Below are 21,803 nucleotides of genomic sequence, written 5' to 3' on the forward strand. Positions count from 1 at the left end.
GGGATCATGAACGGACACACGATCGAAGCCGCTGCCGACGACGCGCTGGTCATCGCCGGCGTGAGTTTGGGCTCCCGCCTCTTCATCGGCACGGCGGGATATCCCACGCAGAGCATCATGGTCGATGCGGTGGAAGCCTCCGGGGCGGAGGTCGTCACCGCCTCGATCCGCCGGGTCTCCCTCCAGGGCCATGGCTCGGATACGGTGCGGCGCCTGAAGGGGTATCGCTTCCTGCCCAACACCGCCGGCTGCGAGACCGCCCGCGACGCGATCATGACGGCCGAACTGGCCCGCGAGGCGCTCGACACCAACTGGATCAAGGTCGAGGTCATCGGCGACCGCGAAACGCTCTATCCAGACGTGGCCGAGTTGCTGGAAGCCTGTCGCCACCTCGTCGATGACGGGTTCGTCGTGCTGCCCTATTGCAACGACGATCCCGTCGTCTGCCAGCGGCTCGCCGATATCGGCTGCGCGGCGGTGATGCCGATGGGGTCGCTCATCGGGTCGGGGATGGGGGTCGCCAACCCCGCCAATCTCGAACTGATCTGTCGCCGCGCCAGCGTGCCGGTCATCGTGGATGCGGGGATCGGCACCGCCTCCGACGCGGTCGTGGCCATGGAACTCGGCGCCGCCGGCTGCCTCCTCAACACTGCCGTCGCCAAGGCCGACGACCCTGTCCGCATGGCCCGCGCCATGCGCCACGCCGTCGAAGCCGGCCGGCTCGCCCATCTCGCCGGCCGCATCCCCAAGCGGGGACGCGCCGAACCGTCGAGCCCGCAGCTCGGACTCGTCGGTTCGTGACGCGGAAGCCGTCGGGGCTCCTTCTGGTCACGGACCGGGCCGGGAGCCCGACGGGCTTGGTCGGGAGGATCCAGGCGGCGCTGGCGGGCGGTGCCCGCTGGATCTGGTTCAGGGACCGCGACCTCGACGCAGTCTCGCGCCGTGTCCTCGCCGAAGAGCTGATGGGGCCGGTGCGGGAGGTGGGGGCAAGGCTCATCGTCGGCGGAGATGTGGCCCTCGCCCGCGCCATCGGTGCCGATGGGGTCCATCTCGGCGGAGGGGCGATGCCCCCGGACATCGCCGCGGCACGGCGTGATCTTCCGCCCGGATGCCTCCTCGGCATCTCGGCCCATTCACCCATGGAGTTGAGGCGGGCCGCCGAAGCGGGCGTGGATTACGCCACCCTCAGCCCCATCTTCGCGACCCGAAGCAAGCCGGGATATGGGCCGGCCCTCGGCCCGGACGTCCTCGAGCGCGGTCCCGGACCGACAATCCCGGTCTTCGCCCTCGGCGGCGTCACGCCGGCGAATGCGGGAGCCTGCCGTGACGCGGGGTTTTCCGGAATCGCCGTCATGGGCGGGGTCATGGCGGCGGTGGATTCACGAGCGGCGGTGCGCGCCTATCTCGATGCCTGGGAGACCCGGAGCTGAGCGGGCCTCGCACAGGAGTTCGCCGGTCCCGCCGTCCTGGAACCGGTGAATGCCTGGGATTTGAACGAAGCGAACGGGCTCAGTGCCCAGCGGGGCCGTAAGGTGGGCGTGGGATGGCCCGGTGCGCTGCGCGCAGGGCCGCGGACCAGCGCTCGCGCAGATCGTGGAAGTAGGATTCTCCCGCCTCGATCCGATGGCTCACTTCGAGGTCGAGCGCATTGCGACGGGCCACGGCGATGTCGATGGGCAAACCCACGCCGAGATTCGACCGCATGGTCGAATCCATGGAGACGAGGCTCACTTTCAGGGCATCGTAGAGGTCGGTCTCGAACTTCACGGCCCGATCGAGGATGGGTTTGCCGTATTTGTGCTCACCGATCTGCAGGAACGGCGCATCGGTGCTGCACTCGATGAAATTGCCCGCCGAATAGATCAGGAACAGGCGCATGGGCTCGTTGCCGATCTGACCGCCGAACAGCAGCGAGATCGAGAACCGGAGATTGGCCGCCTCGAACCCGGCCTTCTCGATGGCGCGGACGCGACGGATCGCCTTGCCGATGAGCTGGGCGGCCTGGAACATCGTCGTGGTTTCGGTGAGCTTCAGCGTCGGCTCGCCGTCGTCGCCGGCAACACCCTCGGCGAGCATGCTGAGCACCGATTGGGTCACGGAGAGGTTGCCGGCCGATGCCAGCATCATCACGCGCTCGCCGGGGACGTTGAAGTGATGCAGCTTGCGGTAGGTCGAGATGTCGTCGAGGCCCGCATTGGTGCGGGTATCGGCAACCATCACGAGCCCTTCCTCGACAAGGAGCCCGACGCAATAGGTCATGATACCGATACCCCTGATGGCCCGAGACTCTCAGGCCATTCCTGATGCTGTGACGGGCTAGACCTGGACGGTCGCCTGAGCCTGTTCGACGCGAAGCTTTACTTCGAGTGTTTCAGTCCCGCCACCCATCCGGCTGCCTCTGATCGGGGCCGCACCCAAATAATCCAGCCCGATGGCGACGCGGATATGCGCCTCCGTCGTAGCGATACCATTGGCCGGGTCGAAACCGACCCATCCCAGACCGGGCACCAGAGCTTCCGCCCAAGCATGCCCCGATCCCTGGTCCTCCTCACTGTCGGCGTGGAAGAAATAACCGGAGACGTAGCGGGCGGGAATCTCCAGATGCCGCGCTGCGGCGATGAAAATATGGGCAAGATCCTGGCAGACGCCCTTTCCGGCGGCGAAGGATTGCGCGGCGGTGGTGCTGGCGCTGGCCGGACCCGGCTCGAAGGCGACCGTGTCGAAGACGGCGGCGAGGAGACGGTGAAGGCAGGGGAGAACCGAGGAATCACCCTCGTCGACCACGCTCTTGGCGAAAGCCTGAAGCTCGCCATTGGCCGTCGCGAGATCGGAATCGCGCAGGTAGAACACGTCGGGCAGGCGTTCCACGGTGCCGCGGACGATGCCGTGCATCTCGTTGGTGTCGACTTCGCCGGTCACCCGGATCGTCAGGGCGTCGGCCGGCTCGTCGGCCGTGAACCAGTGGGTGACGTTGCCGAATCCGTCCTCGCGCTCGCTGATCCGCCCATCCACCGAGGGCTCGATCCGCCAGCGGCGGACATATTGCCCGTCATGGTCGCGCGGTCGAAGGCGGAGGAGCTGGATGAGACCCCGTGCCGGCTGCTCGTAGGTGTAGTTGGTCTCATGGAAGACGCGGATGCGCATGGACGTCTCTTGTAGAACTCGGGATTCGACGGAACCCTACACCAGATATTGCTCGATGACCGCCGCGCCGAGACGATTGTTCTCGACGATGAAGGCCGTCACGAACTCGTGCAGACCCGACCGGAACACCCGGTCGATGTTCTCGCCTTCCAGGCGTGCGAGGGTGTTGCTCGCCAGGCGCTGGCTCGCGCCGCGGCGGCCATAGGCGTCGGCGATGAGATCGAGATGCTCCACCAGCATGCCGTAACAATTGGTCAGGGAGCGCGGCATCTGCCGGTTGAGGATCAGCAGGTCGGCGACCAGCAGCGGTTTGACGCTCTCGCGATAGACCCAGTGATAGGCGTTGAAGGCCGAGACCTCGCGCAGGATCGTGGTCCACTGGAAATAATCGAGGCTGCCGCCGACCTTCTCCGTGGCCGGCAGCAGGATCCGATATTTCACGTCGAGGATGCGGGCCGTGTTGTCGGCCCGCTCGATGGCGGTGCCGAGCCGCGTGAACCAATAGGCGTCGTTGCGCAGCATGGTGCGGTAGGCCGAGCCGTCGAAGGCGAGGGACACGCCCTTCACCCATTCGAGGAAGCGGCTGAACTCGTCGCGATTGAGATCGCGGCCTTCGTAGTTGCGCAGTTCGAGCCAGGCGCCGTTGATCGCGTCCCACATTTCCGTGGTCAGGGCGGTGCGGACGGAGCGGGCGTTCTCCCGCGCGGTCTCGATACAGGACCGGATCGAGGACGGGTTGTGCGGCGAGAAGGCGAGGAAGTTGCACACCGTCGCTTCGTTGACGCTGTCATAGAGCGGCTTGAACACCTCCGGGTCGCCCGCGGAGGCCAGGGCCGACGCCCACTCGTTGGTCTCGCCGCCGCCATAGCTCGAGGGGAGGGCGGCGAGCCGATGGGCCGCATCGAGGATGCGGGCGACGAACTCGGCCCGCTCGGCGTAGCGCGAGAGCCAGTACAGATTGTCGGCGGTCCGGGACAGCATGGGCTTCCGTTAAGGCGATGGGCGAGAAAACGATCCACCCCGCTTCCGGGGTGGGCTTTGGCGTAGCGTCAGGCGTCGAGCACCCAGGTATCCTTGGTGCCCCCGCCCTGGCTGGAATTGACGACGAGCGACCCTTCCTTGAGGGCGACGCGGGTCAGGCCGCCCGGAACGATCCGGATCTCGTCGGAGCCGCATAGCACGAAGGGCCGCAGATCGACGTGGCGCGGCGCGACGCCGGACGCGACGAAGGTCGGGCAGGTGGACAGTGCCAGGGTCGGCTGGGCGATGAACCCGTCCGGCGCGTGGCGCAGCTTGCGGCTGAAATCCTCGATCTCCCGCTTGGTGGCGTGCGGACCCACCAGCATGCCGTAGCCGCCCGATCCGTTGACTTCCTTCACGACGAGGTCGGCGAGGTTGTCCATCACGTAGGAGAAGGCCTCCTTCTCGCGGCAGCGATAGGTCGGCACGTTGTGCAGGATCGGCTCCTCGCCGGTGAAGAACTTCACGATCTCCGGCATGTAGCTGTAGACGGCCTTGTCGTCCGCGATGCCGGTGCCGACCGCGTTGGCGAGGGTCACCGTCCCGCGCTCGTAGGCGTTCATCAGGCCGGGCACGCCGAGCACCGAATCGGGCCGGAACACCAGGGGGTCGAGGAAGTCGTCGTCGAGGCGGCGATAGATCACGTCGACCCGGCGCGGGCCTTCCGTGGTGCGCATGTAGACCACGTCGTCCTTGGTGAAGAGATCGGAGGCCTCCACCAGGTCGACGCCGAGCTTGTCGGCCAGGAACGAGTGTTCGTAGAACGCGGAATTGTAGCGTCCCGGGGTGAGCAGCACGACGGAGGGGTCGCGCGTCGCCGTCTGCGGGGCGAGACTGCGCAGGGTGGCTAGGAGCGCGTCGGGATAGTTCTCCACCGGCGCCACGCGATGGCGCGAGAACAGTTCCGGGAAGAGCCGCAGCATCACCTCCCGGTTCTCCAGCATGTAGGAGACGCCGGACGGCGTGCGGGCATTGTCCTCCAGCACGAAGAAGTCGTTCTCGCCGGTGCGGACGATGTCGATGCCGGCGATGTGGACGTAGAGGTCGTGCGGGACTTTGAAGGCCCGCATCTCCATCCGGTAATGCGGGTTGCGATAGACCAGATCGGCTGGAATGATTCCGGCCTTGATGCATTCCTGGGCGCCATAGATGTCGCTGAGGAAGGCATTGATCGCGGTGACGCGCTGCTTCAGCCCCCGCTCGAGGAAGCTCCATTCCGGCTTCGTGATCACCCGTGGGATGATGTCGAAGGGAATCAGCCGTTCGGTGGATTCGTTGGCGCCGTAGACGGCGAAGGTGATGCCGATGCGCCGGAAGAGCATCTCGGCCTGGCTGCGCCGCGTGTTGAAGTGCTCGGGCGGCGTCGTCTCGAGCCACGATTTCAGGCTGTCATAGGCTTCGCGAACCGAGGCATCGCCCAGGGCGGCTCCCGGTATCCCATTCATTTCGTCGAACGCAGCGAGCGCCATTCGCGCCTCCCCTTTTATCCCGGCATCTTCGCAAGAGGCGCGCCACCGGGACGATGTGCGCTTCGCAGCAGACCGATGGTGTCGTCCGATCGCCGCGAAGCGAACGATCCGCCGCGATCCGATCGTCAGAGTAGCACGTTCACATCAGCTTCAACCCCTTCAGGCTCGCGTGTCCATCCCGGCCGAGGATGACGTGGTCGTGGACGACGATCCCCAGCGGGTCGAGGATCGCCACGATCTCCCGCGTCATCCTGATGTCGGCCGCCGAGGGCGCCGGATCGCCTGAGGGGTGGTTGTGCGCGAGGATGATGGCGGTGGCCGAGAGTTCGAGGGCGCGGCGGGCCACCTCCCTCGGATAGACCGGGGTGTGATCGACGGTGCCGCGTCCTTGGACCTCGTCGGCGATGAGGTGGTTGCGCTTGTCGAGGAACAGCACGCGGAACTGCTCGCGCGGCGAGAACGCCATGGTGGCGCGGCAATATTCGAGGAGCGCCGCCCAGGAGGAGAGCAGGGGCCGCGCGGCGATGGCGCCCCGCGCCAGGCGATGGCCCGCCGCCTCGATGAGCTTGAGATCGGCGACGACGCCCTGGCTTACGCCTTCCACCTCCGCGAGGCGGTTCGGCTCCGCGCTCACCACTTCGGCGAAACTGCCGAAGCGGCGGATCAGGGCCTTGGCCAGGGGCTTCACGTCCCGTCGCGGGATGGCGCGGAAGAGGACGAGTTCGAGGAGTTCGTAATCCGGCAGGGCATCCGCCCCGGCCTGGGCGAAGCGCGCCCGCAGCCGGTCGCGGTGCCCGAGATAATGGGGGGCGTCCGGGGCCGCCTCGCCGGCGGGCGCTTCGAGGGGGAGGCGCGGCATCGTCTTGCCTCCGGATCCCGGCATCGTCAGGCGGAGGGGGCGATCGGCTGATGCAGGCCCTTGGGCGAGAAGGTGAAGACCTCGACCCCCGTCTCCGTCACCGCCACCGTGTGCTCGAACTGCGCCGAGAGCGAGCGATCCCGCGTCACCGCCGTCCAGCCGTCGGAGAGCACCTTCACCGCCGGGCGGCCGAGATTGATCATGGGCTCGACCGTGAAGAACTGCCCCGGCTCGAAGGCCACGTCGTAGCTCGGCTCGACATAGTGCAGGATGGTCGGCGCATCGTGATAGATGCGCCCGAGGCCGTGCCCGCAGAAATCGCGCACCACGGAGCAGCGCTCGGCTTCGGCATAGGCCTGGATCGCACGGCCGATATCCGTGGTGGAGCCGCCCGGCTTGATCGCGGCGATGCCCCGCATGAGGCATTCGTGGGTGATCTCGCACAGGCGTGCCGCCTTGCGCGGCACTTCGCCGACATAGGCCATGCGGCTGCTGTCGCCGTGCCAGCCGTCGACGATGAGGCAGATGTCGAGATTGACGATGTCGCCGTCGCGCAGGGGCTTGTCGTTGGGGATGCCGTGGCAGACCACGTGGTTGATCGAGGTGCAGATCGACTTCGGGTAGCCGCGATACAGCAGCGAGGCCGGGTAGGCGCCGTTGTCCATGGCGAATTCGTAGGCGAGGCGGTCCAGCGCCTCCGTGGTCACGCCGGGGGCGGTGGCCTCCATCAGCACGTCGAGGGCCTCCGCCGTGAGGCGGCCGGCCTTGCGCATGCCCTCGAACCCTTCGGGACCGTGAATCGGCGGCCGAGGCGCGCGGCGACCGCCTTCGACGACGGCCTGTTCGTTCTGGGTCATGGGGAACGTGGTTTCGTAAGAGCGGCTGAGAGACATCCCTCTCTAAGGCGGCCTGCGCGGGAGGCCAAGCCTCGACGAGGCGGGCTTTTTGCTGGGCTTGGGGAATCCTCGGCGCTAGGCTTGAGGGCGACGAGCGGGTAGAGAATGGCCCGGACGGAGCAATGGTGCCCGGGCGGGGCTCGGCCCCGGCGGGCCGGAGGCAGGATCGGGCGATGGCTGACAAGGCGGTGCCGCATTTCCACAACGACCTCGGAGTTGCCCTGATCGAAGTGGGCTCCAAGGAGTTCATGTGCATCGGCGCCAAGCCGCCCTTCGATCATCCGCATGTCTTCCTCGACATGGGGACCGACGACGAGATCATCTGCCAGTATTGCTCGACGCTCTACCGCTATCGCCCCGGCCTGAAGGCCGGCACGGCCGATCCGGCCGCCGCCGTCTGGGATGACAACGGCGCGAAGGCCGCCTGATCGCACACGATTCGCGAGGGCGAGATCCGCAGGTGTCCGACGGTTCCCATGGGTCCCGAGCCCCTCACACCGCCTCCGGCCTCGCCGTCGCCATCGTCGGCGCGGGCATAGGAGGCCTGACGGCCGCCCTCGCCCTCGATGCCGCCGGGCATGAGGTGACGCTCGTCGAGCGCCGGACCGGGTTCAGCGAGGTCGGCGCCGGCCTGCAGCTCTCCCCGAATGCCAGCCGCGTGCTGATCTCCCTCGGCCTCGGCGCCGCCCTGCGCCGGGCGGCGAGCGAGCCGCCACGGGTGGTGGTGCGTGCCCTCGCATCTGGTCGCGAGATCGGCGGCGTCGAACTCGGGGCCGAACTGCGCGGCCGCCACGGCGCGCCCTATTACGTCATCCACAGGGCAGACCTGCAGACGCTCCTGCTCGATGCCGTGCGCAGCCGGCCGGGAATCCGCCTGTTGATGGGGCGGGACGTGAGGGGGCTTGCCGAATCGGACAGCTCCGTCGAGCTGACCCTGGAAAGCGGCCAGGGCTCGCGATCCGAGACGCTGACCGTCGACCTCGTGGTGGGGGCCGATGGCGTGCGCTCGACCCTGCGCGGCCATTTCGACGGCCGGCGGTTGCGGTCCTGCGGGGAGGCCGCCTGGCGCGCCACGATCCCGCGCGATGCCGCGCCTCCGGAATTGCAGGGCGACGAGACCGGCCTGTGGCTCGGGCGCCGCCGGCACGTGGTGCATTACCCGATCCAGGGCGGGCGGAGCATCAACATCGTGGCCGTGGTGCCCGAGCGCCTTGGCAGCGAGGATTGGGGCCAGCTCGGCGAACCCGCCGTCCTGCGCGCGCAGTTTCCGGACGCGACCCCGGTTCTGGCCGAACTCCTGACGGCGCCGGATTCCTGGCTGGTCTGGTCGCTGGTCGACCGGCCGACCGCGCGGCCCATGGCGCGGGGCCGGGTGGCCCTCATCGGGGACGCGGCCCATCCGGTCCTGCCGTTCCTGGCGCAGGGGGCGGCGCTGGCCATCGAGGACGCGGCCGTCTTCGCCCTGACCCTGCGGGCCGACGACGTGGCGGCGTCGCTGGCGGCCTATGCCGGCTTGCGCGCCCCCCGCACCCGGCGCGTGCAATCGGCCGCGCGCGGCAACGGCCGGACCTACCATGCGGGCGGGCTCGTCGGTTTTGCCCGCAACCTCGTCATGCGCCGCCTCGGCCCCGCCGGGATGGGCCGCCGCTACGACTGGCTCTATGGCTGGGCGCCTTGATCTCGGAGCCTCGCCTCGTTACCGCTGATCCCGCAATGCGGACGTGGCGAAACCGGTAGACGCACGAGACTTAAAATCTTGCGGCTGAAAGGCTGTGCGGGTTCGAGTCCCGCCGTCCGCACCATCGCCCGCACCGAACCGCGATGGCCTGAAACGTGCTGAGCCGATCCGGTCATTGATCGTACCGCACGGCGACCGATCTATCGCCTGCGAGACGAGCCCTCTACGTTCCTGACAGCAGGTGGCTTCGCATCAGCGAGGGAAGGATCTGCCATGACCGAACTTCACCCGGAAGTCGCAGCCGTCACCGAGCGCGTGGTGACGCGCTCCAAGGCGAGCCGGCGCGCCTATCTCGACCTGATCGCCCGCGAACGCGACGGCGGCGTGCACCGGCCGATGCTCAATTGCGGCAACCTCGCCCATGGCTTCGCGGCCTCCGGCGAGGACAAGCCGGCGATCAAGTCCGGCCGGGGTATGAACATCGGCATCGTCACCGCCTATAACGACATGCTGTCGGCGCATCAGCCCTATGGCCGCTACCCGGAGCAGATGAAGTTGTTCGCCCGCGAGGTCGGTGCCACGGCCCAGGTGGCGGGCGGTGTCCCGGCCATGTGCGACGGCGTCACCCAAGGCCAGCGCGGCATGGAACTGTCGCTGTTCTCGCGCGACACCATCGCGCTCTCCACGGCGGTGGGGCTCAGCCACGGCATGTTCGACGGCGCAGCCCTGCTCGGCATCTGCGACAAGATCGTGCCGGGCCTGCTCATCGGGGCGCTGCGCTTCGGGCACCTGCCGCAGATCCTGATCCCGGCCGGGCCGATGCCCTCGGGCCTCGCCAACAAGGAGAAGCAGCGCATCCGCCAGCTCTATGCCGAGGGCAAGGTCGGCCGCGACGAGCTGCTGGAATCGGAATCCGCCTCCTATCACGGGGCGGGAACCTGCACCTTCTACGGCACCGCCAATTCCAACCAGATGATGATGGACGTGATGGGCCTGCACATGCCCGGCGCGTCTTTCATCAATCCCGGCACGAAGCTGCGCCAGGCGGTGACCCGCGCGGCCGTCCACCGGCTCACGGAGATCGGTGCCGCCGGCAACGATTACCGGCCCCTCGGGCGCTGCGTCGACGAGAAGGCCATCGTCAACGCGATCATCGGCTTGCTTGCCACCGGCGGCTCAACCAACCACGCCATCCACCTGCCGGCCATCGCCAGGGCCGCCGGGATCATCGTCGACTGGGAGGATTTCGACAGGCTCTCGGCGGTGATCCCACAGGTGGCCAAGGTCTATCCCAACGGCTCCGGGGACGTGAACCACTTCCACGCCGCCGGCGGCATGTCCTACGTCATCGCCAGCCTGATCGACGCGGGCCTGCTGCACGACGACATCCTCACCGTGGCCGGCGGGCGCCTGCGCGACCATGCCCGCGACCCGAAGCTCATCGAGGACGCACTGGTGTTCGAGGACGCGCCCGCTTCCTCCCATGACGAGAGCATCCTGCGCGGCCCCGCCAACGCCTTCCAGCCGGATGGCGGGATGCGGCTGGTGAAGGGCAATCTCGGCCGGGCCACCTTCAAGACCAGCGCCGTCGATCCCTCGCGCTGGACGGTGGAGGCACCGGCACGGGTGTTTGACGATCAGGACGATGTCATGGCTGCCTTCAAGGCGGGCGAACTGGAGCGGGACGTGGTCGTCGTCGTGCGTTTCCAGGGGCCGAAAGCCAACGGAATGCCCGAACTGCACAAACTGACGCCTCAGCTCGGCGTCCTGCAGGATCGCGGCTTCCGCGTCGCCCTCGTCACCGACGGGCGGATGTCCGGCGCCTCCGGAAAGGTGCCGGCGGCGATCCATCTGAGCCCCGAGGCCCTCGGCGGCGGTCCGCTGGGCAAGCTGCGCGACGGGGACATCGTCCGCCTCAGCGCCGAGGACGGAACGCTCCAGGCCCTCGTCGACCCGGCGGAATGGGAGGCGCGGGAGGGCGCCACCCCGCCGCCGCCGGCTTTCGGGACCGGCCGCGAGCTCTTCGCCTTCATGCGCCACGGGGCCGACGGGGCCGAGCAGGGCGCGTCCGCGATGCTCAGCGCCGCCGGATTGTAGGACGGTCTTATTGCAGGGCGGTCTTCCGGCCCCTCGGCTCGCGCGTGTCTCCGAGATGGGAAGCAAGGCGCGGGTCTCCTCTCCTGGAAGGAGAGGGCGCCTGTCGAGACACCTCGATCCGGGACAATCAAACGGACACCGCCTCCCTTTCACGACCCAGAGGACGATTTCATGACCACCATCGACGCGCTGATGCGCTCCGTTCCCGTGATCCCCGTCCTCGTGATCGAGGACACCGCCCATGCCGAGCCGATCGCCAGGGCGCTGGTGGATGGCGGCCTGACGGCCCTGGAGGTCACCCTGCGGACCCCCGCCGCCCTGGAGGTGATCCGCATCATGGCGCAAGTGGAGGGGGCCGTCGTCGGCGCGGGCACCGTGCTCAACGAGCGGGATCTCGACGCGGCGATGGAGGCGGGCGCGCAGTTCATCGTCAGCCCCGGTCTTACCGACCCGCTGACGAAGGCCGCCATCGCTCGCGGCATCCCGTTCCTGCCGGGGGTCGCCAATGCCGCCGACATCATGCGCGGCCTCGACCACGGGCTCGACCGGTTCAAGTTCTTTCCCGCCGAGGCGGCCGGGGGCGTCAAGGCCCTGAAGGCCCTCACCGGCCCGTTCGGGCAGGTCCGCTTCTGCCCGACCGGCGGGATCACCGAGGCGACCGCTCCGGATTGGCTCAAGATCGCGCAGGTTCTCTGCGTCGGCGGCAGCTGGGTCGTCCCGGCCGGCGAGCCGCAGCCGGAAGCCATCCGCCGGGCGGCGAGGGTCGCGTCGGGCCTGCGCCCGCATTGACCCGCCGTATCGATCCGACGGAGCCTCGGCTCCGCCATGGCGGCGCCCGCCGATTCGCGGCCGGTCCCGTCGAAGGGTGCTTGCGCGGCTAAGAAAAGGGAATAACCTCCTCTCGGATCGACATCACGAAGGACTTGTTCTTCGAGGTCGAAGCACCGCCGAAAGTTCGCGCTCACCCCGTATTTGAGGTGATGGGCCGGTCGATCGGATCACCGGGCGTCACGACTTCGCGATGCGACGGTGCAAGGCATGAGGCATGTCGAGTGTGGCATGTGTCATGCAAGACCTAGACAACGTTTCTGCCGGTGAGGAAGTGCGATGCAGTCCAGGCTGACGACTTACATCTTCATCGGTATGCTTCTGGGCATCGCTGTCGGGTATCTCTGTAACATCACATGGCCGGACCCTCAGACGTCCAAGGAAATCTCCGGCTACATCGCCCTCGTCAGTGACGTGTTCCTGCGCCTGATCAAGATGATCATCGCGCCGCTGGTGTTCTCGACCCTCGTCGTCGGCATCGCGCATATGGGCGACACCGCCTCCGTCGGCCGCGTCGGCGGCAAGGCGATGCTGTGGTTCGTCGGCGCGTCCCTGTGCTCGCTGCTGCTCGGCCTGGTGATGGTCAACATCCTGCGGCCCGGCGATGCCCTGAACCTGCCGCTGCCGGATGCCGGCGCGACCACCAACCTCAAGGCCGCGTCGCTCTCGCTCAAGGAATTCGTCACCCACCTGGTGCCGAAAAGCCCCGTGGAGGCGATGGCCAACAACGAGATCCTGCAGATCGTCGTCTTCTCGATCTTCTTCGGCGTGGCCCTCGCGGCTTTGGGGGAGAAGGGCAAGCTCCTGGCCGAGGGCATCGAGGGCCTCGCCGACGTGATGCTGAAGATCACCGGCTACGTCATGGGTTTCGCCCCCGTCGCGGTGTTCGCGGCCATCGCGGCGACGATCACCACGCAGGGCATCGGCGTCCTCGTGACCTACGGCAAGTTCATGGTGGAGTTCTACTTCAGCCTCGCCATGCTGTGGTGCCTGCTGGCCTTCGCCGGCTTCCTGCTGGTCGGAAAGCAGATGCGGCGGCTCCTCAACCTGATCAAGGAGCCGTTCCTCCTCGCCTTTTCCACCGCATCGAGCGAGGCGGCCTATCCGAAGACCCTGCAGAATCTCGAGCGCTTCGGCGTGCCCAACAAGATCACCTCGTTCGTCCTACCGATGGGGTATTCGTTCAATCTCGACGGCTCGATGATGTACTGCACCTTCGCGGTGATGTTCATCGCACAGGCCTACAACATCCCGCTGACCCTCGGGCAGCAGATGACCATGCTGTTGCTGCTGATGGTGACGTCGAAGGGCATGGCCGGCGTGCCCCGCGCCTCGCTGGTGGTGATCTCCGCCACGCTCTCGACCTTCCACATCCCGGAGGCCGGCCTCCTCCTCATCATCGGCATCGACCAGTTCCTCGACATGGGCCGCTCGGCCACCAACGTCCTGGGCAACAGCGTCGCAACCGTCGCCGTGGCGAAATGGGAGGGGCAGCTGGAACTGACCGACCAGAGCCTCGACCGGGACGTGTCGCCCTTGGCCGAGCCGGCCTGAACCGCCGGCGGCATCGCTCGCCGCCGATCGCAACCCCTATGGCATGACGGGACACGGACAATGCACGCGAAAGGCATGAGGGCAGTGGCCGCCGGGGCCCTGGTGCTCGCCTTGAGCGCCGCGCCCGCTTCCGCCGTCGATGTCCTCACCGGCACGCTGAAGAAGATCGGCGAATCGCGGGCCGTCACCCTCGGCTATCGCGAAAACTCGCTGCCCTTCTCGTTCAAGGACGCGGCCGGGCATCCGGTGGGATACGCGATCGATCTCTGCCTGGAGGTGGTCGATGCCATCGGCAAGGAGATCGGCCGCACCGATCTTGCCGTGCGCTACGAGCCCGTCACCCCGGAGACCCGGATCGCGGCGGTCACCTCGGGCAAGATCGACCTCGAATGCGGGTCGACCACGGCGAATGCGGAGCGCCGCAAGCTCGTGGCGTTCTCGCCCATCACCTATTTCAGCGCCACCAAGCTCTTGGTGAAGCGCGGCGCGCCCATCGGCTCCTATCGCGACCTCTCCGGCAAGACCGTCGCGGTCACCGCCGGCACCACCAACGAGGCGGCCCTGCGCGCGCTGGTGGCGCGGTCGAACCTCTCCGCCACCATCGTCACGGGCCGCGACCACGCCGAATCCTTCGCCATGGTCAGGGACGGCCGGGCCGACGCGCTGGGGCTCGACGATGTCCTGCTCTATGGACTCATCGCGGCGGCCGGCCCGGACGGGGCGTCCTACACCGTGCTGGCGGACAAGCTGTCCTTCGAGCCCTACGGCTTGATGTTCCGCAAGGACGACCTGCAATTTGCCGGCGTGGTGAACGCCGCCTTCGAGCGTCTGGCCGAGTCGCGCGAGCTGCGCTGGATCTACGAGCGCTGGTTCCTCAAGCGGCTGCCGAACGGCGAGCGCCTGAACGTCCCCATGTCTGATGAGCTGAGAACGAATTTCCAGGTCATCGGGCTTCAGGACTGAGCCGATGTCAGGATTGCCGGCCCACGGCGCTTGACGGCTCCGCCGCCGCATGTGGCTTCGGCGGTGCCGCCGCGAGCGTGGCGCGAGGGAGAATACCGATGGCGACGGACACGCAGAATCCCACCGAGGCGCCGGCCGAGAACATCGCCGTCGCCACCGTGCGGACCGTCGAGATGGAGGGCGCGCGGACGCGGACCGAGCACGATCTCCTCGGCTATGGCGAAGTGCCGGCGGGCGCCTATTGGGGAATCCACACGAAGCGCGCCGTGGCGAACTTCCCCATCACCGGCGTGCCGGTGGGGCACTTTCCCGAATTCGTCAAAAGCCTCGCCCTGGTGAAGCAGGCGGCCGCCCGCGCCAACCGGCGGCTGGGCTACCTTTCCGCCGACAAGGCCGATGCCATCGACCGTGCCTGCACCCTCGTCGCCACCGAGCCGCGCTTTGCCGAATCGTTCGTGGTGGACGCGATCCAGGGCGGGGCCGGCACGTCGACCAACATGAACGCCAACGAGGTGATCGCCAACGTCGCCCTGGAACTGATGGGACACCCGCTGGGGCATTACGCGGCGCTCCACCCCAACGACGACGTCAACATGGCGCAATCCACCAACGACGCCTATCCGACCGCCCTGCGCCTCGCCGTCATGTTCGCGACCCAGCCCCTCATCAAGGCCCTCGACGACCTCGCCTACGCCTTCAAGGGCAAGGCCGTGGAATTCGCCGATGTCCTCAAGATGGGCCGCACCCAGCTGATGGATGCGGTGCCGATGACCCTGGGTCAGGAATTCGACGGGTTCCACGCCACCATGAAGGAGGATGTGGCCCGGCTGAACGAGATCGTCGGGCTGTTCCGCGAGGTCAATCTAGGTGCCACCGCCATCGGCACCGGCATCAATGCGGACCCGCGCTATGCGTCCCTGGCGGTGGAGGAACTGTCGCGCATCTCCGGGCACCCGATGGTGCTCGCCTCGAACCTGATCGAGGCGACGTCCGATCTCGGCGCGTTCGTGCTGTTCTCGGGCGTGCTGAAGCGCGTGGCGGTGAAGCTCTCCAAGATCTGCAACGATTTGCGCCTGCTCTCGAGCGGGCCGCGCACCGGCTTCGGCGAGATCCGGCTCCCGGCCGTCCAGGCCGGTTCCTCGATCATGCCGGGCAAAGTCAATCCGGTGATCCCGGAGGTGGTCAATCAGGTCGCCTTCCTGGTGATCGGCCACGACCTCACCGTGACTCTCTGCGCCGAGGGCGGGCAACTCCAGCTCAACGCCTTCGAGCCGACTATCGGATACTGCGTTCTCAGCTCCCTGCGCATGCTCACCGCCGCGGTGGATACCCTCACGAAACGCTGCATCGAAGGGATCGAGGCGGATCGCGAACGCTGCCGGTCCCTCGTCCATGGTTCCATCGGCCTCGTGACCGCCCTGGTGCCGGCTCTGGGATACGAGGCGTGTTCGAGGGTCGCCCAGCGCGCCCTGGCGGAGAATCGCCCGGTGGCCGACATCGTGCTGGAGGAAGGGCTTCTGACCGAGACCCAGCTCGATCACCTGCTCGAACTCGAGGCGATGACCCGTCCGTCCCGTGTGAGGCGCAACAATCCGGGGGCCTGACGGCCATCGCCGAGAAAATGACCCATCCCTCCGGCGCCGGTGCGTGGGCCGGCGCCGGACCGGGCCAATGTCCGATTCATGACGGTCCCGTGACGGTGCGAAGCACAAAAACTAAGCAAAGGGTGCGCTGGCGGGACCAACTGATCTCAATAGCGCCGCAGGATGCATTGGTTTTCTTCTCCGAGCCCCCGCTCTGCACATCAATCGGTCCCGGCGATGACATGGTTTGCCGCCTGACGAACGTTGCAGCGCCGCCACAGCAGTTCAGAACCGATGTGGCATTCGCGATTCCGAGTTGCTCGCAGGAACCCGCTCGCACAGAGTGAATACGCACTGGGGAAACCCCGGGGCACGGTCGGAACGGGGCACTTAAGTCCTGCCGGCTAACAAATAAAGGCAAACGAACGCCGGTCCATGCCGGGTTGAAGTTGCCTGTCCCTCGGGTCTCGAAGCTTTTGGAGATATCAATGAAGCTCTTGAAGAGCTCACTCCTCGGTACCGCCGCAGGTTTTGCGTCGGTCGCTGGAGCGCATGCCGCCGACCTTCCCGTGAAGAAGGCCGTGCCGATCGAATACGTCCGCGTCTGCTCCGCCTACGGCGCCGGCTTCTTCTACATCCCCGGAACGGATACCTGCATCCGTCTCTCGGGCCGCGCCCGCCTCGACATCGGCTACCAGCCGACGGACAGCCGCTCCGGCGGCAACGGCGACACGACCGGCTATATCGGTCTCGCCCGCATCAACGTCGATGCCCGCACCCAGACGGCCTACGGCACCCTGCGCGCCTTCACCCGCATCCAGTTCGCCTCGCGCACCGGCTCCACCGGCGGCCTCCGCTCCGGCACCCAGGAGCGCATCGGCTCCGCCTTCAGCGCCACCGGTCAGGATCAGTTCGGTCGCGCCCAGCAGTTCGTGAACACCGACAAGGCGTTCATCCAGTTCGCCGGCCTCACCGCCGGTCGCGCTTCCTCGTTCTTCGACTTCTACGCCCACGACTTCGAGTTCGCCGGCGCGACGCTCAACTCCGACGTCCAGTCCACCAACCTCCTCGCCTATTCCGCGAAGTTCGGTGAAGGCTTCTCGGCTACGGTTTCGCTCGAAGACCCGACCTTCCGTCGCAACACGATCTACTCGCAGACCTACGTTGTCGGCGCCGGTACGGCCAGTGCGCCTTCACCGATCTTCGTCGGCCCCGGTGGACTTGGCAGCAACTTCCAGAACTTTGACGTTGCCCAGCGCAACCGCATGCCCGACTTCGTCGGCGTCCTGCGCTATGATGCTGCCTGGGGTTCGGCTCAGATCTCTGCCGCCGTTAAGGAAGTCAATGTCGGCAATACGATCGCTGGCGTGACAAGCGTTGCCACAGCTCCCGGATTCGGCGGCTTCTCTGCGGTCACCGAGCGGCCGTCTAACGAATACGGCTGGGCTGTCCAGGGTGGCGTGAAGATCAACACCCCGTTCATCGCTCCCGGCGATACCCTGTACCTGCAGGGTGCCTATGGCGAGGGTTCCACCCTCTACACGGGCTACTCGTCCTACAACGGCAGCTACACATCCATCGCCAGCACCATCAACGGCGCTGCCTTCGATCCCTTCATGTCCGACGCCACGCTCAACCCCTTCACGGGCAAGATCGAGCTGTCCACCAGCTTCACCGTGGTCGGTTCGTTCCTGCACTACTGGTCGCCTGAGTGGCGTTCGGCCGTGTTCGGCAGCTACGGCGAGCTCTCCTTCGCCCGTGGCGCTCGCGCCGCCAATGCGGCGGCGTTCCAGACCACCGGTGCGACTGGTCAGTTCACCGGCGTTCCCGGCCAGGTCTCCTTCGACGTCAGCCCGGTTCTGCGTGACACCTACCAGATCGTCGCCGGCGCGAGCCTGATCTGGTCGCCGGTGAAGGACCTCGATATCGGTGTCGAGGGCTTCTACACCAAGGTCGGCGTCCAGAACGGCCGCGTAGTGGACCGCACTCAGTCGAGCGGCACCGTCAACGCCGCGAACATCGCCTCCGGCGCCGTTCGTACCGTGACCGCCGACGACACCTACCAGGTGCGTATGCGCGTCCAGCGCGACTTCTAAGCATCGATGGTCGGCGGGATCGGAGCCATGCTCCGATCCCGCAAGATCATTCAAGATGTTCTGGAAAAGGCCCGGCTGCAAAGCCGGGCCTTTTTCATTTGTTGTGCCGTTGCGCGTGCCTCTGGTCTTCCCCGACCCGGTACAATTTCAAATGCGGGGCATTGTATCGCCGAAATGGATCCCGGTCGCGCGCGCGGCACGCCGATTGCTATAACATCGTCGAGCGGTTGACATCTCCGGTGACGCCTCATTCACCGATTGCGATGGGCGAGACCGCTGCTACGTTGAGCCTCACATGCCGGTCGTCCGATCGGCGAGAACCCCTCCGGGAGCCAGCCTTCACATGCATTTTGGTCAACACAGGTCCGCCGCTCTGTCGGCGGCGGTCGTCCTCGCATCGGCGATGGGCATCACGCTCGGCGCATCCGGTGCCAGTGCCCAGGAACTGACCGGCACCCTCAAGAAGATCAAAGAGACCGGCGAAATCACCATCGGCTATCGCGATGCCTCGGTCCCGTTCTCCTACCTCGACGGCGACCAGAAGCCGGTCGGCTACGCCTTCGAGATCTGTAAGAAGATCGCCGAGGCGGTGAAGACCAACCTGAAGCTGACGAAGCTCGAGGTGAAGCTCAATCCCGTCACCTCCGCCACCCGCATCCCGCTGATCGCCAACGGCACCGTCGATCTCGAATGCGGCTCGACCACCAACAACGTCGACCGCCAGAAGCAGGTCGCCTTCACCAACACCCACTTCCTCACCGCCACCCGCTACGTGGCGAAGAAATCGGCCAAGCTCGACACGATCGAGGATCTCAAGGGCAAGACCGTCGTCTCCACCTCGGGCACCACCAACATCCGCCAGATCAACGAGGCCAATACCGCGCGCAGCCTCGGCCTGACGATCCTGCCCGCCAAGGATCACGCCGAAGCCTTCCTCATGGTCGAGACCGGCCGCGCCGCCGCCTTCGTGATGGACGACGTGCTCCTCGCCTCGCTGGCCGCCAGCTCCAAGGAGCCGGGTGCCTACGCCATCTCCAGCGAGGCCCTGTCGAAGCCCGAGCCCTACGGCATCATGCTCCGCAAGGACGACGCGCCGTTCAAGGCCGTGGTCGATGAAGCGACGGCCAAGCTCTACAAGAGCCCCGAGGGCAAGGTCCTGTACGAGACCTGGTTCACCAAGCCGATCCCGCCGCGGGGCATCAACCTCAGCCTTCCCATGAGCGATCCCATGAAGAAGGCCTTCGAGTCGCCGAGCGACAGCGCCGACCCGGCCGCCTACTAAGCCGCCGCATCGGAGCAGACGACAGGCGATGAATTACAACTGGAACTGGCGGATCTTCTTCGAACCGTCGCCGGAAGGCACCGGCACCTATGCCGACATGCTTCTCTCCGGCCTCTCCTGGACGATCGCCACGGCGCTCTGTTCCTGGATCATCGCCTTCTCCCTCGGCTCGCTCATCGGGGTGCTGCGCACCCTTCCGAGCCGGGGGGCCCAACGGGTCGGCACCACCTATGTGGAGCTGTTCCGCAACATCCCGCTCCTCGTGCAGATGTTCCTCTGGTTCTACGTGGTGCCGGAGATCCTACCCGGCTCCTGGGGGACCTGGCTGAAGCAACTGCCGAATTCGTCGTTTTACACGGCGGTCCTCTGCCTCGGCTTCTTCACGGCCTCCCGCGTCGCCGAGCAGGTCCGCACCGGCATCGAGACCTTGCCGCGCGGCCAGCGCATGGCCGGGACGGCTCTGGGCCTCACCACGTGGCAGACCTATCGCTACGTGCTGCTGCCCAACGCCTACCGGGTGATCCTGCCGCCGCTGACCTCCGAGTTCCTGAACAACCTCAAGAACACCTCGGTGGCGCTCACCATCGGCCTGCTCGAACTCACCGCCCGGGCACGCTCGATGCAGGAATTCTCCTCGCAGGTCTTCGAATCCTTCACGGCGGCCACGGTCATCTATCTCGGCATCAGCCTGATCGTGGTGACGCTGTCGAGCAAACTCGAGACGCGCATCGCCGTCCCGGGATCGCGCTGATGACGGCGCGCTCCCTCCCCCCATCCTTCGCGACCGTCAGACGGGACTAGAGGACCGATGTTCACGGATTTCGACTTCGGAGTCGTCCTCTCATCCTTGCCGTACCTGTTCGGGACGGGAATGGTGTTCACGCTGACGCTCACCGCGCTCGCCGCCTCGGGCGGCATCATCCTCGGCACCATCATCGCGATGATGCGTCTCTCCGGGATCACCGCCCTGGCGCTCCCGGCCAAGATCTACGTGAACTTCATGAGGTCGCTGCCGCTCGTGCTGGTGATCTTCTGGTTCTACTTCCTCGTTCCCTATATCGGCCAATGGATGACGGGCGCGTCGCGGCCGATCTCGGTGGGGGCCTTCACCTCGGCCCTCGTCACCTTCACCCTGTTCGAGGCGGCGTTCTTCTCCGAGATCATGCGCGCCGGCATCCAGGCGATCCCGAAGGGGCAGACGGCGGCGGCGCAGGCCATCGGCCTGACCTACGGCCAGACCATGCGGACGGTGATCCTGCCGCAGGCCTTCCGCAACATGCTGCCGCTGCTGCTGACCCAGACCATCGTGCTCTTCCAGGACACGTCCCTGGTCTACGTCATCTCGCTCACCGACTTCCTCGGCGCCGCCTCGAAGGTCGCCCAGCGCGATGGTCGTCTCGTGGAGATGTATCTGTTCGCCGCGGCCGTCTACCTGGTGATCTGCATCACCGCCTCGACCCTCGTCCGGCGTCTTCAGCGCCGCGTCGCCATCATCCGCTAAGCTCTCGAGGATCCGTCATGTCCGCCATCGATCCCCAGGCTTCGACGAAGCCGATGATCGCCATCGACAACATCAGCAAGTGGTATGGCCCGGTCCAGGTTCTCAACGGCTGTACGACGCAGGTCACCAAGGGCGAGGTGGTCGTCGTGTGCGGCCCTTCCGGGTCGGGCAAGTCCACCCTCATCAAGACGGTCAACGCCCTGGAGCCGATCCAGAAGGGGGCGATCACCGTCGACGGCATCGGCGTCCAGGCCAAGGGCACCAATCTGCCCAAGCTGCGCGCCCGTGTCGGCATGGTGTTCCAGCATTTCGAGCTGTTCCCCCACCTGTCGATCATCGACAACCTGATGCTCGGCCAGTGCAAGGTGCTGGGACGGGCCAAGGACGATGCCCATGACCGCGGCCTGAAGCTCCTCGGGCGGGTCGGCCTCTCGGCGCATTCGCACAAATATCCGGGCCAGCTTTCCGGCGGTCAGCAGCAGCGCGTCGCCATCGCCCGCGCCCTGTCGATGAACCCCATCGTCATGCTGTTCGACGAGCCGACTTCGGCCCTCGACCCGGAGATGGTCGGCGAGGTCCTCGACGTGATGATCGAGCTCGCCCGCGAAGGCATGACGATGATGGTCGTCACCCACGAGATGGGCTTTGCCCGCAAGGTGGCCAACCGCGTGGTGTTCATGGATCGCGGCGAGATCGTCGAGGACGCCACCAAGGACGACTTCTTCGACAAGCCGCGTTCCGAGCGCGCGCAGACCTTCCTGTCGAAGATCCTGGCTCACTGATTCCCAACCACGGGCGAGGGCAATCCATGCCCTCGCCCGTGCATTCCCGCG

The 21,803-nt window shown here is 66.7% G+C and carries 20 protein-coding genes and 1 tRNA gene; 15 read left to right on the forward strand and 6 right to left on the reverse strand.

Going from position 1 to position 21,803, the window contains the following annotated elements:
* The first annotated feature begins 6 nt into the window (after window positions 1–6).
* Complete coding sequence (locus ASF34_RS14940) at window positions 7–801, forward strand: thiazole synthase (RefSeq protein ID WP_018044841.1); 795 nt, start codon at window positions 7–9, stop codon at window positions 799–801.
* Window positions 798–1,430, forward strand: a complete 633-nt coding sequence (locus ASF34_RS14945; protein WP_056161925.1) for a thiamine phosphate synthase — start codon at window positions 798–800, stop codon at window positions 1,428–1,430. The genes ASF34_RS14940 and ASF34_RS14945 overlap by 4 nt, the downstream gene beginning before the upstream one ends.
* Window positions 1,431–1,509: 79 nt before the next feature.
* Here the strand turns inward: ASF34_RS14945 and ASF34_RS14950 are convergent, their stop codons facing one another.
* The 6 genes from ASF34_RS14950 to map all read right to left on the reverse strand — a co-directional run bounded on the left by ASF34_RS14950 (window position 1,510) and on the right by map (window position 7,349).
* Window positions 1,510–2,259 carry a peptidase gene (locus ASF34_RS14950; RefSeq protein ID WP_018044839.1) on the reverse strand — a complete coding sequence of 250 codons (750 nt, stop codon included), beginning with the start codon at window positions 2,257–2,259 and terminating at the stop codon, window positions 1,510–1,512.
* Window positions 2,260–2,316: 57 nt separating this feature from the next.
* Window positions 2,317–3,144 carry a transglutaminase family protein gene (locus tag ASF34_RS14955; protein WP_018044838.1) on the reverse strand — a complete coding sequence of 276 codons (828 nt, stop codon included), beginning with the start codon at window positions 3,142–3,144 and terminating at the stop codon, window positions 2,317–2,319.
* 36 nt (window positions 3,145–3,180) lie between these two features.
* Complete coding sequence (locus ASF34_RS14960) at window positions 3,181–4,125, reverse strand: alpha-E domain-containing protein (protein WP_018044837.1); 945 nt, start codon at window positions 4,123–4,125, stop codon at window positions 3,181–3,183.
* A gap of 68 nt (window positions 4,126–4,193) precedes the next feature.
* On the reverse strand, window positions 4,194–5,633 hold the full coding sequence (locus ASF34_RS14965; RefSeq protein ID WP_018044836.1) for a circularly permuted type 2 ATP-grasp protein: 1,440 nt from the start codon (window positions 5,631–5,633) through the stop codon (window positions 4,194–4,196).
* Window positions 5,634–5,772: 139 nt separating this feature from the next.
* On the reverse strand, window positions 5,773–6,492 hold the full coding sequence (gene radC, locus ASF34_RS14970) for a RadC family protein (protein WP_026176115.1): 720 nt from the start codon (window positions 6,490–6,492) through the stop codon (window positions 5,773–5,775).
* Window positions 6,493–6,518: 26 nt separating this feature from the next.
* Window positions 6,519–7,349 (reverse strand): type I methionyl aminopeptidase, encoded by an 831-nt coding sequence (map, locus tag ASF34_RS14975; protein ID WP_018044834.1) that lies wholly within the window; start codon window positions 7,347–7,349, stop codon window positions 6,519–6,521.
* Window positions 7,350–7,561: 212 nt separating this feature from the next.
* Between map and ASF34_RS14980 the strand changes: the two genes are divergently transcribed.
* The 13 genes from ASF34_RS14980 (at window position 7,562) to ASF34_RS15040 (ending at window position 21,752) form a co-directional block, all read left to right on the forward strand.
* Window positions 7,562–7,816, forward strand: a complete 255-nt coding sequence (locus ASF34_RS14980) for a zinc-finger domain-containing protein (protein WP_018044833.1) — start codon at window positions 7,562–7,564, stop codon at window positions 7,814–7,816.
* A 32-nt stretch (window positions 7,817–7,848) separates the two neighbouring features.
* Window positions 7,849–9,066, forward strand: a complete 1,218-nt coding sequence (locus ASF34_RS14985; RefSeq protein WP_056161927.1) for an FAD-dependent monooxygenase — start codon at window positions 7,849–7,851, stop codon at window positions 9,064–9,066.
* Between the two features lie 37 nt (window positions 9,067–9,103).
* Window positions 9,104–9,190, forward strand: a tRNA-Leu gene (locus tag ASF34_RS14990).
* Window positions 9,191–9,339: 149 nt separating this feature from the next.
* Entirely contained in the window at window positions 9,340–11,163 is a 1,824-nt protein-coding gene (gene edd / locus ASF34_RS14995) for a phosphogluconate dehydratase (RefSeq protein ID WP_056161929.1), read from the forward strand.
* 171 nt (window positions 11,164–11,334) lie between these two features.
* Window positions 11,335–11,952 (forward strand): bifunctional 4-hydroxy-2-oxoglutarate aldolase/2-dehydro-3-deoxy-phosphogluconate aldolase, encoded by a 618-nt coding sequence (eda, locus tag ASF34_RS15000; RefSeq protein WP_018044830.1) that lies wholly within the window; start codon window positions 11,335–11,337, stop codon window positions 11,950–11,952.
* A 318-nt stretch (window positions 11,953–12,270) separates the two neighbouring features.
* Window positions 12,271–13,545: a dicarboxylate/amino acid:cation symporter gene (locus tag ASF34_RS15005; protein WP_018044829.1), complete on the forward strand. Its 1,275-nt coding sequence runs from the start codon at window positions 12,271–12,273 to the stop codon at window positions 13,543–13,545.
* Between the two features lie 75 nt (window positions 13,546–13,620).
* Window positions 13,621–14,508: an amino acid ABC transporter substrate-binding protein gene (locus ASF34_RS15010; RefSeq protein ID WP_244479002.1), complete on the forward strand. Its 888-nt coding sequence runs from the start codon at window positions 13,621–13,623 to the stop codon at window positions 14,506–14,508.
* A gap of 98 nt (window positions 14,509–14,606) precedes the next feature.
* Complete coding sequence (locus tag ASF34_RS15015) at window positions 14,607–16,112, forward strand: aspartate ammonia-lyase (protein ID WP_082494181.1); 1,506 nt, start codon at window positions 14,607–14,609, stop codon at window positions 16,110–16,112.
* Between the two features lie 467 nt (window positions 16,113–16,579).
* Window positions 16,580–18,187, forward strand: a complete 1,608-nt coding sequence (locus tag ASF34_RS15020; protein ID WP_056161934.1) for a porin — start codon at window positions 16,580–16,582, stop codon at window positions 18,185–18,187.
* Between the two features lie 343 nt (window positions 18,188–18,530).
* Window positions 18,531–19,469 carry an amino acid ABC transporter substrate-binding protein gene (locus tag ASF34_RS15025; RefSeq protein WP_244479003.1) on the forward strand — a complete coding sequence of 313 codons (939 nt, stop codon included), beginning with the start codon at window positions 18,531–18,533 and terminating at the stop codon, window positions 19,467–19,469.
* Window positions 19,470–19,497: 28 nt separating this feature from the next.
* Window positions 19,498–20,220 (forward strand): amino acid ABC transporter permease, encoded by a 723-nt coding sequence (locus ASF34_RS15030; protein ID WP_018044824.1) that lies wholly within the window; start codon window positions 19,498–19,500, stop codon window positions 20,218–20,220.
* Between the two features lie 57 nt (window positions 20,221–20,277).
* Window positions 20,278–20,970 carry an amino acid ABC transporter permease gene (locus ASF34_RS15035; protein WP_018044823.1) on the forward strand — a complete coding sequence of 231 codons (693 nt, stop codon included), beginning with the start codon at window positions 20,278–20,280 and terminating at the stop codon, window positions 20,968–20,970.
* Window positions 20,971–21,023: 53 nt separating this feature from the next.
* Window positions 21,024–21,752 (forward strand): amino acid ABC transporter ATP-binding protein, encoded by a 729-nt coding sequence (locus ASF34_RS15040; protein WP_198290855.1) that lies wholly within the window; start codon window positions 21,024–21,026, stop codon window positions 21,750–21,752.
* Window positions 21,753–21,803 lie beyond the last annotated feature (51 nt).

This window comes from Methylobacterium sp. Leaf106 (genome assembly GCF_001422895.1).
GTDB classification, from domain to species: domain Bacteria; phylum Pseudomonadota; class Alphaproteobacteria; order Rhizobiales; family Beijerinckiaceae; genus Methylobacterium; species Methylobacterium bullatum.